General features: G+C 50.9%; 16 protein-coding genes. 7 read left to right on the top strand and 9 right to left on the bottom strand.

All coding sequences use genetic code 11. The features are described 5' to 3' along the window. Window positions 1-37: 37 nt before the first annotated feature. Window positions 38-895 carry a sugar phosphate isomerase/epimerase family protein gene (locus tag ACYUBO_RS03070; RefSeq protein ID WP_460372278.1) on the bottom strand — a complete coding sequence of 286 codons (858 nt, stop codon included), beginning with the start codon at window positions 893-895 and terminating at the stop codon, window positions 38-40. A gap of 37 nt (window positions 896-932) precedes the next feature. On the opposite strand from ACYUBO_RS03070, the gene xseA reads away from it, so the two are divergent. Together xseA and xseB are read left to right on the top strand one after the other, a co-directional pair. Beyond that, window positions 933-2177 (top strand): exodeoxyribonuclease VII large subunit, encoded by a 1245-nt coding sequence (gene xseA, locus ACYUBO_RS03065; protein WP_460372276.1) that lies wholly within the window; start codon window positions 933-935, stop codon window positions 2175-2177. Beyond that, a complete protein-coding gene (xseB, locus tag ACYUBO_RS03060) occupies window positions 2161-2343 on the top strand; it encodes an exodeoxyribonuclease VII small subunit (RefSeq protein ID WP_300331277.1) in 183 nt (60 codons plus the stop codon). The genes xseA and xseB overlap by 17 nt, the downstream gene beginning before the upstream one ends. A 6-nt stretch (window positions 2344-2349) precedes the next feature. Here xseB and ACYUBO_RS03055 read toward each other — a convergent pair whose 3' ends face one another. Continuing rightward, window positions 2350-2778: a DUF371 domain-containing protein gene (locus ACYUBO_RS03055; RefSeq protein ID WP_460372274.1), complete on the bottom strand. Its 429-nt coding sequence runs from the start codon at window positions 2776-2778 to the stop codon at window positions 2350-2352. Between the two features lie 33 nt (window positions 2779-2811). Here ACYUBO_RS03055 and ACYUBO_RS03050 point away from each other — a divergent pair, with 33 nt between their 5' ends. Next, complete coding sequence (locus tag ACYUBO_RS03050; protein ID WP_460372272.1) at window positions 2812-3384, top strand: HVO_0476 family zinc finger protein; 573 nt, start codon at window positions 2812-2814, stop codon at window positions 3382-3384. Here the strand turns inward: ACYUBO_RS03050 and ACYUBO_RS03045 are convergent. Both ACYUBO_RS03045 and ACYUBO_RS03040 read right to left on the bottom strand, forming a co-directional pair. After that, window positions 3379-3639, bottom strand: coding sequence for a thioredoxin domain-containing protein (locus ACYUBO_RS03045; RefSeq protein ID WP_300331283.1), 261 nt, complete (start codon window positions 3637-3639; stop codon window positions 3379-3381). The two genes, ACYUBO_RS03050 and ACYUBO_RS03045, sit on opposite strands and share 6 nt — an antisense overlap. A 41-nt stretch (window positions 3640-3680) precedes the next feature. Beyond that, the gene (locus ACYUBO_RS03040; protein ID WP_460372270.1) at window positions 3681-4400 is read right to left on the bottom strand and encodes a hypothetical protein; all 720 of its coding nucleotides are present in this window, start codon (window positions 4398-4400) and stop codon (window positions 3681-3683) included. A gap of 273 nt (window positions 4401-4673) precedes the next feature. Here ACYUBO_RS03040 and ACYUBO_RS03035 point away from each other — a divergent pair, with 273 nt between their 5' ends. The 4 genes from ACYUBO_RS03035 (at window position 4674) to ACYUBO_RS03020 (ending at window position 8983) form a co-directional block, all read left to right on the top strand. After that, a complete protein-coding gene (locus tag ACYUBO_RS03035) occupies window positions 4674-5894 on the top strand; it encodes a quaternary amine ABC transporter ATP-binding protein (protein ID WP_300331287.1) in 1221 nt (406 codons plus the stop codon). Next, entirely contained in the window at window positions 5884-6747 is an 864-nt protein-coding gene (locus tag ACYUBO_RS03030) for an ABC transporter permease (protein ID WP_460372268.1), read from the top strand. Before ACYUBO_RS03035 ends, ACYUBO_RS03030 begins: the two co-directional genes overlap by 11 nt. 132 nt (window positions 6748-6879) lie before the next feature. Continuing rightward, window positions 6880-7749 carry a glycine betaine ABC transporter substrate-binding protein gene (locus tag ACYUBO_RS03025; protein ID WP_460372266.1) on the top strand — a complete coding sequence of 290 codons (870 nt, stop codon included), beginning with the start codon at window positions 6880-6882 and terminating at the stop codon, window positions 7747-7749. A gap of 238 nt (window positions 7750-7987) precedes the next feature. Next, window positions 7988-8983, top strand: coding sequence for a DUF3821 domain-containing protein (locus ACYUBO_RS03020; RefSeq protein ID WP_460372264.1), 996 nt, complete (start codon window positions 7988-7990; stop codon window positions 8981-8983). 40 nt (window positions 8984-9023) lie between these two features. Here the strand turns inward: ACYUBO_RS03020 and ACYUBO_RS03015 are convergent, their stop codons facing one another. From ACYUBO_RS03015 to ACYUBO_RS02995, 5 genes are all read right to left on the bottom strand, one after another. Beyond that, window positions 9024-10175 (bottom strand): nitrogenase component 1, encoded by a 1152-nt coding sequence (locus tag ACYUBO_RS03015; protein ID WP_460372262.1) that lies wholly within the window; start codon window positions 10173-10175, stop codon window positions 9024-9026. Continuing rightward, entirely contained in the window at window positions 10168-11211 is a 1044-nt protein-coding gene (locus ACYUBO_RS03010) for a nitrogenase component 1 (protein ID WP_460372260.1), read from the bottom strand. Before ACYUBO_RS03010 ends, ACYUBO_RS03015 begins: the two co-directional genes overlap by 8 nt. Next, window positions 11177-11992, bottom strand: coding sequence for a Ni-sirohydrochlorin a,c-diamide reductive cyclase ATP-dependent reductase subunit (gene cfbC / locus ACYUBO_RS03005; protein ID WP_460372258.1), 816 nt, complete (start codon window positions 11990-11992; stop codon window positions 11177-11179). The genes ACYUBO_RS03010 and cfbC overlap by 35 nt, the downstream gene beginning before the upstream one ends. 64 nt (window positions 11993-12056) lie before the next feature. Further along, complete coding sequence (locus ACYUBO_RS03000) at window positions 12057-13520, bottom strand: TrkH family potassium uptake protein (RefSeq protein ID WP_460372257.1); 1464 nt, start codon at window positions 13518-13520, stop codon at window positions 12057-12059. A 44-nt stretch (window positions 13521-13564) separates the two neighbouring features. Next, window positions 13565-14524, bottom strand: a complete 960-nt coding sequence (locus ACYUBO_RS02995) for a phosphoribulokinase (RefSeq protein WP_460372255.1) — start codon at window positions 14522-14524, stop codon at window positions 13565-13567. Between the last annotated feature and the right edge of the window lie 43 nt (window positions 14525-14567).

Genomic DNA, 14567 nt, shown 5'->3' with positions numbered 1-14567 from the left:
TTGAGATGAAGTATCGTTCATAGGCGATTCGTATCTATCAATCAATTGAAGTCTGTAATGATAAATGTACTCCTTTGTGCCATGCATTTTGGAATTGTTCCGCCTCACCGGCAATGAGTGCACACTTCTCCCGGTAGCTGAGCCTGTCCGGGAGAGCGAGATCCTCGATCTCAAAGATGACCGGGCCATCATATTCAACAGATGCAAGAATTCTGACTAATCCCTCCATTTTTTCTGTCCCGCCGAGGGGTGCATGCATGAGCTCTGGCGAGCCGTAGCTGGCATGGATGTTCCTGATCCGATCATAATTCAGCCTGGCGAACTCTTCAGCCAGCTCCTCCCCCCCGATGCAGGCATGCGCATAGTCAAAGGTGAAGGAGAGATGCGGGTACTCATCAAGCGCATCCCGCATCGCCTCAGGTGTTGAGAGGAGGCTGTTTATTCTCGGCTCCATATTTTCGATGGCAACCGCAACAGAGAGCCCGCGTGACGCTGCCTCAACTGCCTCCATGTAGATTGCAAACCTATGCATATCCGCCCGGCTCGGGGGACGTTTTGCGGTCCTTCTGCCGGGATGGATGGTGATCACCTCTGCCCCGATATCATCTGCTGTCAGAATCGCCGAGCAGACGGCATCAACCGATACAGCCGCCACCTCCGGGTTAATTGAAACCGGATTGAGATCGAGGGTGGGAGCATGGACGGTAACCGGGGAGAGGGAGGGGAATTCGTCAAGAGCATTTTTCAGTTCAGATATATTCCTGCCGGTTGTCCAGAAAGAGGGGGTTTCGAGCCAGAACTCAACCGTATCAAGCCCGGCACCACGGATACCGGAGAAGATTGAGGCAAGGGCATATTCATGAAAGAACATGCTTGATACACCGGTTCGCAGCATACGCAGTTTCTTCTCATCCCGCCACAAATAGATTCCTATGCCCGGTGAAGAACAGGCAACCCTGGTTTCAGGCGATCCTGAGGTTATCACAGTGCAGGATCTCACCCGGATCATCAGGGAGGAGCTTGATACCCCTCTGCTACGCGGCATTTCGGTCAGGGGTGAGGTAACAAACTACCGTCTCCATTCATCAGGACATATGTACTTCACCCTCTCAGAGAAGAACAGCGATGGGGATGCCGCAATCGACTGTGTCATCTGGAGACGATCAGCAGTCCGGGTATCACCTCCTCCTGAGAACGGGATGGATGTGATCGTGAATGGGTATGTTGACTTCTATCCTCCTTATGGCAAGACCCAGTTTATCGGAGAGAGCGTAATCCATGCGGGGGCCGGAGGAAAATTCATTCTTCTGGAGCAGTGGAAGCGTGAACTTTCAGCAGAAGGTTGTTTTGCAGCTGAAACAAAAAAACCGATCCCGCAGTATCCCCTCCGTGTCGGCGTCGTTACGTCCCCGACAGGAGCAGTGCTTCAGGATATCAGGAATGTCCTCTCCCGAAGGTTTCCGCTTGATCTGATCATTTCACCGACCCAGGTGCAGGGGGAGTATGCGCACCTGGATATTGCAGAGGCAATCCGGCGGATCGACGGGCATGCGGATGTGATCATTGTTGCACGCGGCGGAGGGAGTTTTGAAGACCTCTTTGCATTTAATCATCCGGATGTGATCCGGGCGATTGCGTCATGCAGAACCCCCATCGTCTCCGCTATCGGGCACGAGGTCGATGTGACACTTGCCGATCTTGCAAGTGATCTGCGGGCGCCGACACCGTCAGCTGCCGCAGAACTTATCGTGCCCGATCGGGTCACCCTCCTGCGGGAGCATACTGAAGCACGATCGGCACTACAGAACCTTATTCTTGACCGTCTGGAGAAACGTGGACTCGAACTTGAAGAGATCCGGCTCAGGATAGAGAGTCGGAGGATAAAACGGCGGATCAGCGATATGAAACAGGCTTCCGCCGAGCTTCTTGAACGACTCCAACAGGCGATAGCCAGAAAGATCGCACAACAGAGAAGTAATCTTGCCCTGTATACAGCAGAGATCCGATCGGCAGATCTGAGGGCTCCGCTTCGGAGGGGATATGCCCTCATCCTTGCAGATGGAGAGATGATCCGATCGGTTAATCTGCTCGCGAAGGGTGATTTGGTGACGATCTATCTCCAGGATGGTGAGATGGACGCAACAATTACAGAGGTACGCCATGACAGAGACGTATGAAGAGATGGTTACACGGCTCCGTGATATTACACGAAGACTTGAAGATCCGGATACTCCCCTCGATGAGAGTGTCAGGCTCTATAAAGATGGAATTGAACTGATCAAAAAATGTGAAGACTACCTGACACAGGCTGAACTCCGCATCCTTGAGATTGCTGAAGAGTGATCCCGATCACTCCTCGCGGCTTGCGGTCATAATAACAATCATCTCCGCCCCGCCAGAGAGGATCTCAATGAGTTCGCGTGGCAGTGTCCGTGCAACATAATCCGATCCAATCCCAATAGTGCGCCCACAGACAAAATCACTCCTCCGCCAGACGAGATCGGTCGGATGATCGAATGTCATCTGCGATGAGCCACGGGATCTGATCTCACAGGTAGTGTCTCCTGCCCGAAGGTGTGTTGTCAGGATAGCGCGATCATCCGCAAGGAGGGAACAGAAGTCATCGGCAAGATCCAGAGCCCCCTTATCTGCCGATACCCCGATGATACAATCGCCCTGCAAAGAGAGTTCATCCTCGCAGGTGATCTCAAATGTGGTCCTGTGAGTGCCCCTGACATGCGGATGTCCATGGCAGGTGATCACTTCTTTGATCTCCATTGTTTATGATGTCTGCACACAATCTAATAGAGTATGTCGATATCAGTAAAATGTCCGGTCTGTGGGGAAGAGACCGATCATGAGATCCTTCGTGACGGTGAGCCTGCCACAGTTCAATGCTCTGAATGCAGCCATATACACCGCTCTGCAATAAAAATACCAAAAGTAATTGAGATACGGGCGATCATCAGCAGTGAAGGAGAATCCAGGCAGGGGACGATTGAACTGACCGATGATGAGATCGTCGAGGTCGGCAATACGTACGTTGCGGATGTGGGAGACGACATCTTTGGTGTGGAGGTGACCGGGGTCGAACTCGGGCCTGCGCGCAGAATGAGAGCCAATACGCGTGATATAACCTGTATATGGACACGGGTCATAGATTCAGTGATCATCCGTGCCTCCCTTCACAAAGGGGCGGTGACCTACCCCCTGTACGAAAAAGTCGAGGGTGAGACGGTCTATACTATCGGGGAGATTGCCTCTGTCGGGGGCCGGCAGTTCCGCGTGACACGGATCAAGCTCCGGGATGGCGCTGTCGTCAGAAAGCCCGGATCATATGCTGAAGCTCGTTTTATCAAGCGTGTCTATGGGGAACGATCATAAATACTTTTTCAGGAGAGCTGAGAACTCCTCCTGATGAAGGACACCCTCCACCTTCTCCACCACTTGATCATCACTGAAGATGATCGTCGTCGGAGTCACCTTCAACGAATACCTGCTGATATAATCCGGCTGCTCTTTTGCATTGATCGATTCGATAGAGACCGAAAGGGCTGCCTCTACTTCTGCGTTAATCGATTCCTGCTCAAGGCACCCCATACACCCATCCTGATAAAAGGAGAGAATCTTCACTGACATGATGGAGATTCTTGGGATTTGAGATAAAAAAGGTATTGGATCTAAGAGATTGCTGTTACCGAGTTGATGGTGACGACAGCATAGGAGTACCCATACCTGATGAGCACCGTCTCATCGGTCTTCTCTTTGATAAATGCAAATCGCAACTTGACATCAGGCTCTGCATCATCCAGAGCTATCTGCGGTGAGTCGGCAAAACCGAGGATGATCATATCTCCGACAGAGAGCTCATCAAAGGGATAGCCCATCTCCCCCATCTGTTCTTCTGTTAATTCTCTTTCAAATGGATTCTCCGGGCTTTCGATAGCAAAGGGGACAACAACACGATCACGTTCCTTGTATCCGATTGGAGCAGAGGTGATCTCCTGGAACTCGGTCATGAATAAGCCGAAAGGCTCCATTTTGCCGTACTTGTGAGGGATTCCGATCATATCGTCTGGGAGGCTGTACCCGGCCGAGACCTCAATCGGGCCGGAGAGATATACAAAATTCCCAGCCTCTTCCGCCTCTGTAGCGACAACTTCCAGAGTGGTCAGGACAGGAATATCATTCTCATTATAGATGGTATAATCAATTACAACCAGATCACCGGGCTGAACAGTTCTCATCCCGCCAATCCATGCCGTTCCAAGGAGGGAAGCTGCCATCATGACGGCGAAGAGGACAGCAATTGAAATTGCCCCCACTTTGGTCCAGTTGATGGGATCAGCCTGTTTCTTCTCCCGTGATGTCTTTCTCTGCGGTGCCATTATGATGAACATGTTGTTCTCCGGAGTGTAAAGCGTTTGTGAAGCAGATCACCGGTTACGATTCATCTCAGTCGATGCTGATTGAATTTAATTATATTATTAATTAATAAATTATTTTTACATAAAAATCCAAAACAGTTATCAGGTCTTTTAACAAGGATTACCTAAACAGGGTGAAGCAATTCTTCTGCGACCCGGTAAGGATGCATAATTATTGATTGGTTCATGTTGTGTATGTGGAACGATGATTGAAGAGTACAGTAATCCATTGACAGGAGGTGTCTGATGGGAGATGACTATGAACCTGAAATCTTAATTGAAGTACAAAACCTCTCAAAAATATTTGGAAGCAAGCCGGAGAAGGCACTCCGGATGCTCAGGGACGGGAAGACAAAGAACGAAATTCTTGAAAAGACCGGCCAGACCGTCGGGCTGAATAACATCTCGTTTCAGGTATTCAAAGGGGAGATATTCGTCCTGATGGGCCTCTCGGGGTGCGGAAAATCAACGCTTCTTCGGTGTTTAAACCGTCTCATCGACCCGACTGTTGGGAGTATCGTCATCAATGGGAATGATGTTGTGACGATGAATGAGGATGAGATCAGGGATTTCCGGAGAAAGCAGGCCGGAATGATCTTCCAGAATTTTGCACTCCTCCCGCATAAAACCGTCCTCGACAATGTTGCATTCGGCCTTGAAATTCAGGGAATGGCACTTGAAGAGCGGCATGCAAAAGCAGCTGAGGCACTGAAACTGGTCGGGCTTGCCGGATATGAGCAGAGCATGCCCGATCAACTCTCGGGGGGGATGAAGCAACGGGTGGGGCTTGCCCGTGCACTCGCAAGCGATGCCGAAATCCTGCTGATGGATGAGGCATTCAGTGCACTTGATCCATTGATCCGGAGAGATATGCAGGATGAGCTGATCGAACTTCAGGAGCGGCTGAATAAGACGATCATCTTTGTCACCCACGATCTCGATGAAGCACTGAAGCTTGGAAGCCGCATTGCACTGATGAAGGATGGAAAGATCATCCAGGTCGGAACGTCTGAGGAGATCCTGATGAACCCAAGCAACGACTATGTCGAGCGGTTCGTTGCCGATGTCGATATGACCAGGGTGCTGACCGCACAGGATGTGATGAAGAAGGCGGATCCGGTCATCTCATGCAGGAGCGGGCCGCGTCTTGCTGCACGCCTGATGAAAGAATATGGTATATCAAGCCTCTTTGTCGTGACACAGCACCGCCTGCTGAAGGGAATTGTCTTAATCGACGATGTTGTGGAGGCGGTAAAAAAAGATCATACGACCCTTGAAGAGATCGTTGTCAATGATCTTACAATAATCGATCTCACAACTCCGCTTGGTGATATTATCCCGATCATTGCCGATAGTAAATATCCACTCCCGGTCGTTGATCAGGACGGCAAACTGAAAGGGATCATCGTGAGAGGATCGGTCCTCTCGGCATTAGCACGAAAGGAGAGTGAGCCAATTGTCGCTTAATTATTCAATCGATCTTCCAAAAATCCCAATCGGACAGTTTGTATCCGATATCGTCGACTGGATTGAGGCGAACCTCGGGTGGCTGCTGGACGGGATCACTGCAGTTCTCCGATTCCTCTTAAACGGCTTCCAGGATATCCTGACATTGCTCCCGCCGCTTGTAATGATCCCGATTCTGGGTATCCTCATCTTCCTGATCACCCGGAGAGATGTACGGCTCTCGCTCCTGAGCATTGCCGGACTGCTCCTGATCTGGAACCTCCAGCTCTGGAGCCATGCGATGATGACGCTTGCACTCGTCCTTGCATCAACCATCATCGCCCTGTTGATCGGGATACCGATCGGCATCCTTGCAGCAAGCAATGACTCTGTCAATGCTGTTGTCAGGGTGCTCCTCGACTTCATGCAGACGATGCCATCATTCGTCTACCTGATCCCGGCAGTCATCTTCTTCAGCCTTGGAAATGTGCCAGGCATGATCGCAACGGTTGTCTTCGCAATGCCGCCTGCAATCCGCCTGACCAACCTTGGAATCAGGCAGATCCCAATCGAGCTTATTGAAGTGTCAGATGCCTTTGGCGCAACACCCAGGCAGAAGCTGATCAAGGTGCAGCTGCCGGTTGCTCTCCCGACGATCATGGCAGGGGTCAACCAGTGTATCATGCTCGCCCTCTCGATGGTCGTCATTGCATCGATGATCGGAGCAGGCGGTCTTGGGTACCAGGTGCTTGTTGGCATCCAGCGGGTGAATATCGCCATGGGCTTTGAGGCAGGGCTTGCAATTGTGATCATCGCCATCATTCTTGACCGGATAACCCAGGGCCTGATTAAATCTGAGAAGGCGCGGGAATGAAGATATGGGCTCCATTTCATAATAATATATAAACATACTCAAAAACTTTTTTCACATATTAGCCACAAAAGTTCAACTGGTCTCTCTAAAGATTTAGTTAGATTTCAAACAATTAAAAAGGATGGTGAATGAATGATTACAAAGAAACTGTTTATCTCACTTTTTGCAGGGCTAATGCTCTGCACCGCACTCCTCGCAGCAGGGTGTGTCGGCGAGACAACCGAACCTCAGAAGGAGATCTCAATCGGCTATGTCACCTGGGACTGTGCAATTGCCAGCACCCATGTAATGCAGGAAGTCTTTGAGGAAGCCGGATATAAGGTAACCCTTATCGCAGTAGATGCAGGACCCCTCTATGCAGGGCTTGCACGCGGCGATATCGACTTCACAACAACTGCCTGGCTCCCCCATACCCACAGCATGTACTGGGAAGAGTATGGTGACCGGCTCGATTATGTCCAGAAGAACATTCCAGGAGATGCCAGAATCGGTCTTGTTGTTCCACAGTATGTGACCATCGACTCAATTGAGGAGATGAACGCTGTCGCAGACAAGTTCGATGGAAAGATCATCGGTATTGAGCCCGGTGCAGGTATCATGCAGGCAACTGAAGATGCAATCGTCGAATACGGTCTGAATTACGAGCTTGTAGCATCCAGCAGTGCCGGAATGGCAGCCGAACTCCGTTCCGCATATAATAATGAGGAATGGATTGTCGTCACAGGATGGGCACCACACTGGAAATTCGGCAGGTTCGACCTGAAGTTCCTTGATGATCCAAAAGGTATATATGGTGAGGCAGAAGATGTCGTCACTGTGGCACGCAGCGGCCTGAAGACAGATGATCCTGAAGCATACGCGATCCTTGAGCGGTTCCAGTGGAGTGCTGTGGACATTGCAGAAGTGATGACCAGCATCGAAGAGGGTGTCCCTGACAGAGAGGCCGCCCGTGCCTGGATCACAGCAAATCCCGACAAAGCCAGCTACTGGATTAACGGGTAAAACCGAAGAGAGGGGTGATTTAATTCCCCAAATAACGCTTTTTTTCAATTTTTGCTCAAAAATGAGGAAAAGCCTGTTTTTCTGAGCTCTGATAACTCAATCTGAATGTTGGAAACAATCATGACCTTCTGATCATCCGGAAAGGTCAGCATATTTCTTAAACCAGCAATAAACCCCGATAATTGAAAGACACTGAGTGGCGAATCCTTTTTATTCTGATACAATTATAGGGTTATATATGAAGAAAAAATGGCAGATGACCTGCATTATCTGTATAATCATCATACTCTCATCTCTCATATTCACAACACCCGTTACAGCCAGAACGCCTACAATTAATGTAATAGAGAGAGGCGATATGCTATTCGTGTACGAAAGAGGATTGGACCTGACTAATCTTCGGGATGCTGGCAATAATCCCGTATCCTCACTGAGACGATATCATGATGATGATCCGGATAAAGCGTTTCTCTCTGAGATCCAAATCTCAGATGACACCAATGTGAATGTACTTGATTCAGAAGTTGCCGGTCGCTATGGAATATATTATGCATACAATTCAACCGTCGCTGTCGAACGATCTCGATACGTACTAATTGAAAAGCCGACTTTATCAGTTGACGTCGTGCTCGGAAACCCTTATCATTACGAGTCTGCTGCAAAATTAAGCAGGATACCCGATACTACAAAGTTGGCCATTCAAATTATCAGCCCCAACGTTGGTGCTTCCTATCGAGTTGGAACAAAATATTATGCACAGGTTGATATTATCCTCACAGGTCCGGGCGGTTCAGAAAGAATGATCATCGGAAATTCCGATCTCAGTGCAATTAATCTGACAGGTACAGAGACATATTCGGATACCGATGCTGCAAGAGGTACATTCACGCTCAACGATATGGGTGTTGGTCGATATGAAGTACAGGCGCGATGGAGAAAACCACAAGGGTTTGCCAATTATGCAGAAGACTCAAATATCGTCAGTTTCAACATTGGAGCATTCACACCGGCACCAACTCCAACTGCAACTCCAATACCAACAACCCCGGAGCCAACACCCACACCACTATCCACGCCGACGGTCAAACCGGTAACACCTGGGTCGACACCGGCTCCAACACAAACACCAGAACCAGTGACACCGGAGCCGACGCCTGCACCCTCAGCGCTGATAGTGCCACTGGTTGCATTCGCCCTGATACTCTTCTCCGCATATTGGAGAGGCAGGGAATAATGTCATTTCATTTGAAAATGCATGGGAACACCCATCATTTTCATCTTGTATGCCTGTTGCCCCTGGTGGCATCATAAGCGTTTTTCTTCTTCTGATCCAGCACCGCATTCAGGATCAACTCTACTGCATGGAGAGTTCCCTCAACCCCTGCAAGGGGACGGCTGCCAAGCATGATATGCCCCCTGTTCGGGGGAGTGATCCCGGCAAATGCCGCATCGGGAAGGATGCGGGCTTCATAGGACGATCCAATCACCAGATCGTATGCATCCCGGCAGAGGGCTGATCTGATCTGATCGTAATCAGTTATACCCGGAGAGTCTGTTGCATTCCTTGGAAGGATGAGTGGTTGCTCTGATCCGAGATACCTCACAAGGAGTTCTGCAAAGAATGCTGCATACCCGGACTGTGCACAGAGTGCGGCAACAGGGGGATCGTTCCTTCGCAGGTACTTCTCACAAGCGGCAATAACCATCTCTTCAGCCCTCTCACACTCTTCAAGAACCGGTGTTGGATCTGCACCGGGGATCGTATCAGCTGCATCCGTCAGGGTCTGCTTCAGGGAGGAGAGCCCAAGGAGCGAGCCGCAGGAACGCCCAAGCGGAGCTGTATAATCAGGATTTGCCGTAACCGTCATCGGTGCGGCATTCCTGAGCGATTTCAACTGATCATGTGAGAGGATCACTCCGGCCGGTATCCCGGCCATCGCAAGAATTCGTTTTGATTCATGCATATTCCCACGCCAGAAGGGATCGAGGAGGCAGATCCCCCCAAGATTCACCCCGGTAGCTGTAATCTCTGCCTCCTTCAGGAGTGTTTCGGCTGCCAGTGTAAATCCGGCTTCGGCATCTCCGAGAAAACCAGGAGAATCAACAATGAGAACGGGAAGATCGTCCAGTTCCGAGGCAAGATCCTCACCCATCAGCGCAGGAACACAGGAGTTGACGACTGCCACCCGTCCGGCTCCCCCATCCAGAACCTCCGAGACAACTGACCGGAGGCGGGCACCTGTTCCAAAGATCACCTCATCATGCAGGATAAAGGAACCATGAAGCGGTCTCTTGACGAGCGATTTCGGGTAATAATAACAGCCGCTTGAGCCATGAATCACAACCGCAAGGTCGCCAAATCCAGCCAGAAAAGAGACTGCACCGGTAAGGGCACAGGGCCAGACAGGGTTTGTACATTCAGGCACGGGAAAGACTCCTCCTCCATGAGTTGAGCATTCGCCTGGTTCCGGCGATTCCAACAGGTGGATCATAGGGCAGGGGAAGGAGATGGCTACCTGACACCTCTTTCATCTGAAGTGCTCCGAGTGCAGATTCAGCTGCAAAAACCGTTTGTGGATCTGCACCTGTTCTATTCAGCCGGACGGACTCGCACCGGAGATCATCGAAGCTGCTATAGAGGTCACTGATCAGCCCTTCTTCATCCCGGAGTGCCGAACCGGGATCGATTCCGGTACATGCTCCAAGTTGCTTGAGGAAAGCAGAAGTACCATCCGTTCCAACCGGAAAACCGGGGATGATGGGGATATGAAAGCGGCTGCCCAGGATGGAGCCGACCGGCTGGAGTGATGATTCACGCAGGATAGCCATCGGTGCGGAGCCGATCTTCTGGCAGTCTGAAACAGACGAATGCCGGACGAACCGGATGCCGGGAGCAAGATCAAGGAGGGAGAGGAGTCGGGTGATCTCATTAAAATTTTCTTCTGCCTCGTATTCGAGATTCTTCTCCCCGACAATCAAAATTTCTTCACCTGCTCTTTCTCCGGTCTCATCTGCAAGATTGAGAAGGGCAGCAAGAGCGTTTCGAATTCCCTCGGAGAAACCTCCCCCGAGAAAACCAGCACCGGGAATATAAATGACCGGCACACCCCGCTTCTGCCTGCAGAGTGCGGCAGTGTCATCGCCGATCGTGTCGGCAATGCAGGTGGATACAACACATATCAGAGAGGGATCCCGTGCTTCTGCGGCATCCAGCGCATCCAGCAGTGCTTGTTCACCGCCAAATATTACCTCCTCCTCGTTGATATTACTCGAGAGAAAGCAGGGGATCTTCACCTCATCGATCTCGGCTAACGAGGCATGCAGGAGTGAGGCATTGTGGTGAGTACACCCTGAAGGGCCATGGATCACCGTCACTGCATCTTCCAGAAAACCGGTCACCGAGAGGACACCCGTTAAGGTGCAGCCCTCACTCCTTGAGATATCGATAGGCGAGCGATTCAAGATCATCGATTGATAGTGGTGTCGGAATTGAGAACTCCGTATTCAGAAGAATGGCCTCTGCACAGCCCCGGTAGACCTCGGCCTGGGGTGAAGCCGGAGCATACTCGATCACGGTCTTCTTATTCAGTTCAGCCTGTGTGACGGTTTTTGACCGGGGAATGAATGCAATCATCTGCGATCCTATTGCTTCTGCAAACTCAGAGATCAGCTCATCCTCGCATTCGATATTCTTCCCATTGCCGATCACACCGGCAAGCCGGACTTTGCTCCGCTTATTTGCACTGAGACGGGAGATCGCTTTTGCAATATTGTTTGCCGCATAGAGGCTCATCAGCTCTCCCGAAGTGACAAGATAGACCTCTTCTGCATATCCTTCCCGCATCGGCATTGCAAACCCGCCACAGACGACATCACCCAGCACATCATAGACGATCAGATCCCCTCTCAACGCACCGAGCTTCTCGAGGAGCTGGAAGGTTGCGATGATACCACGCCCGGCACAGCCGATACCAGGCTCGGGCCCTCCCGCTTCGACACATCGCACTCCCGAATATCCCGGATAGATCACATCGGAGACGGTCAGATCCGTCTTATGTTCCCGAATCAGGTCAAGAACGGTCGGGATCACGCGGCCATTCATCAGCATCCTGGTACTGTCATGTTTTGGATCGCAGCCGATCTGAAGCACATCCAGCCCTTTGTCGGCCCATGCCGCCGAAAGGTTTGCCGAGGTTGTTGATTTTCCAATACCACCCTTTCCATAGAGGGCAATCTGTCTCATCACTCTGATATTGGAGTTTGTGAACTAAAGAAGTTGTGATAACTTCACCCTGATTGAAAAAAGATCAGGCCCGATCAAAGCCCTTCGCAACCCCAACGATTAAGACAACAACCGGGATCACTTCCAGCCTTCCAAGCCACATCAGAAGAATAAATAAGATCTTTCCTCCATCTGATATATCTGAGGATATATGCCCTGTGGAGATGCCATTGTTACAGATTGCAGTGATCACATCAAAGATCACATGGCTTGAATCATATCCGGGCCCTTCAAACTGGAGGATCAGGATGGTGCTTGCGAAGATGATGACGAGGTAGAGGACGATGACGAGCATATTCTTTGAGACCTCGTACTCGGCGATCATCTTCGGAATACTCCGCCCCTCATGCCGGAACGGGATGACTGCACGGCCCGAGATGAAGATCCGCCTGAACCACCAGACAAGCCCTTCATAACAGATGATGGCCCGCCCAAGTTTGATACCTCCGGCAGTGCTCCCTGTTGATCCGCCGATCACCATCAGGGATGCAAGGAAGAGGATCGTCGCATGCGGCCAGAGCGAGGGATCGGTATTCTGGAAACCTGTGCTTGTCGCTGCTGATACCGTCATGAAGAGGGCCTGCCGGAGGGAATCGGAGATCGGGAAGGAGGCGATCCTGGTGAGATCATAGGTTACAACCAGTATCCCGACAGCGATGATTGAGAAGAGCAGGAATGGCTGGAGATCCCGATAGAAGGCTAAGATCCGTTTTGCATAGATCATGAAATAGAGCTTGAAGGGAAGTGCTCCCGCAATCATGATCGGGATGAGGGCAAGCTCCATAAATGGATTATTATAATGGGCGATCCCGCCATCGTACATGGTAAAGCCGCCGGTTGCGATTGCGACAAGGGAGAGATTCAGTGCATCCCATAAGGAGACCCCTGAAAGCATCACAAGGCCAACCCCTGCGAGTGTCAGGATGACGTATATCTTCCACATCTGGACTGCGGTGTCGACGACACTCGGCATGAGCGCCTCAGATCGCGCTTCCGAGCGGTAGAGCTCCTTCTGGACAAGCCCTGAGCGATGCACCATCGTCACGGTGAAGGCAACGATACCCATCCCGCCAAGCCACTGCATGAAGGATCGCCAGAAGAGGATCGTTTTTGGGAAGTCATCAAGGCCGGATGCCATCGTCAGGCCGGTGGTTGTCCATCCTGACATCGCTTCAAAGACACAGTCAATATAGGGCATTCCACATACGATATAGAATGGGATTGCCCCAATCAGGGAGGAGATGAGCCAGATCATCGCAACTGCGCTGAGTGCCACCGAGAGCCGGGCCTGTTTATTTGAATGGGGGATGGTTCGTAAAAAGCTGCCCAGGATAAAGAATATAAGCGGAACAAGTGCCATCGGAAGGAAGACATGCCATTCCGAATAGATGATCGCAACAATCAGTGGAACGGATGAGGCAAGAGCCAGAAACTGGAGGATTGCCCCGATATCACGGGCGATGATCGCAAAATGCTCGGTCCGATCCATAGTGCATCAGTGATTACCTTTGCTCTGTTAAAAAGATGCACTGCTCAGACTGGAGATTCGGTGAGAGAACACTGGCGGCAGATAATCTGCCATGCAATCAATAATGCGATCACATCTGTTGGGGAGACCTGTTTTCCCGGGAAGAAAGGCAATGCACAGATCTCTGTCTGTGTCTCGATACTCTCCTCAAGGGAACGTGCAAACCCATAAGGGAGATATCCATCCAGCCTCATTGAGACAAGTCTCCTGCCATCCAGTTCAGTATTACCGCCGGAGATGCTATAAGGACCGTCCACGAGCGGGAGAATCCGCGAGAGATCAAGGGTGAATGGTACATTTGTAAGGGGACAGGCGGTTGGATCGGCCTGAAGGAGGGAGACTGAATAGACGGGGGGATCCCGGCCTGGCGCTGCCAGGCTTTCATCAATCCTGATGACATAATCTGCATATTGCCTCTGGAAAGCTACATACTCCCCATAATCAGGTTCTCTGGTGCGAATCTCAGCCAGAACAGCCTCACGGGTATGGCCACGCTCACCAACATCACGCCGTATCTTCCATGCATACTTGACATCAGGGTGCGGATCGACAAAGATTGCGAGATCGATCATCTCCCTGAGCTCCTCTGTGAAGAGGGGATGAAGTCCTTCGAGGATAATTATGTTTTTTGGCCGGAAGGGGATATCCGGATCAAAAGTGCCGTTTGTATGATTGTAGACCGGCTTCTGAATCGTTTCACCCCTCTTCAGGGCGGCTACATCCGATGCAAGACGGTCAAAGCGGTTTGCATCGGGATGAAGGGGGGTAATGGACAATGCGGCCCGTTCATCCCGGTCGTACCGGTGATAGTCATCAAGTGTTATCGTCGATACACGGGACGGACCGAGGACGATGCTGATGATCTTTGTAAATGTTGTCTTCCCCGATCCGCTGTCCCCGGCCACCCCTATGATGAAAGGATGGATCTGATCATGGAGCGCCTCATGGAATGCACTGGAAAGCATAGTTGATAATCAACCCTGTGGATTTATACTTTGGGGAGGAAGA

The organism is Methanocalculus sp. MC3 (assembly GCF_054767395.1).
Note: the sequence above shows the minus strand (reverse complement) of the source record. Positions and strands in the feature narration are given on the sequence as shown.